The sequence below is a fragment of the Paracerasibacillus soli genome, assembly GCF_042432965.1.
GTDB classification, from domain to species: domain Bacteria; phylum Bacillota; class Bacilli; order Bacillales; family Amphibacillaceae; genus Paracerasibacillus; species Paracerasibacillus soli.
The window spans coordinates 1-817 of the sequence record NZ_JBHLWL010000039.1; the positions used below are offsets into that span (position 1 = coordinate 1).

Consider the following 817-nt stretch of genomic DNA (forward strand, 5'->3'; position numbering starts at 1 on the left):
CTCTCTGGTCTGCAACTGACGCTGAGGCGCGAAAGCGTGGGTAGCGAACAGGATTAGATACCCTGGTAGTCCACGCCGTAAACGATGAGTGCTAGGTGTTAGGGGGTTTCCGCCCCTTAGTGCTGAAGTTAACGCATTAAGCACTCCGCCTGGGGAGTACGGCCGCAAGGCTGAAACTCAAAAGAATTGACGGGGGCCCGCACAAGCGGTGGAGCATGTGGTTTAATTCGAAGCAACGCGAAGAACCTTACCAGGTCTTGACATCCTCTGACAACTCTAGAGATAGAGCTTTCCCTTCGGGGACAGAGTGACAGGTGGTGCATGGTTGTCGTCAGCTCGTGTCGTGAGATGTTGGGTTAAGTCCCGCAACGAGCGCAACCCTTGATCTTAGTTGCCAGCATTAAGTTGGGCACTCTAAGGTGACTGCCGGTGACAAACCGGAGGAAGGTGGGGATGACGTCAAATCATCATGCCCCTTATGACCTGGGCTACACACGTGCTACAATGGATGGTACAGAGGGCAGCGAAGCCGCGAGGTGAAGCAAATCCCACAAAACCATTCTCAGTTCGGATTGCAGGCTGCAACTCGCCTGCATGAAGCCGGAATCGCTAGTAATCGTGGATCAGCATGCCACGGTGAATACGTTCCCGGGCCTTGTACACACCGCCCGTCACACCACGAGAGTTGACAACACCCGAAGTCGGTGAGGTAACCGTAAGGAGCCAGCCGCCGAAGGTGGGGCCAATGATTGGGGTGAAGTCGTAACAAGGTAGCCGTATCGGAAGGTGCGGCTGGATCACCTCCTTTCTAAGGATA

General features: G+C 54.7%; 1 rRNA gene. It reads left to right on the top strand.

What is annotated here, in order from left to right:
- Positions 1-808: ribosomal RNA gene (locus ACFFIS_RS11095) — 16S ribosomal RNA — on the top strand; the annotation flags it as partial.
- Positions 809-817: the final 9 nt, after the last annotated feature.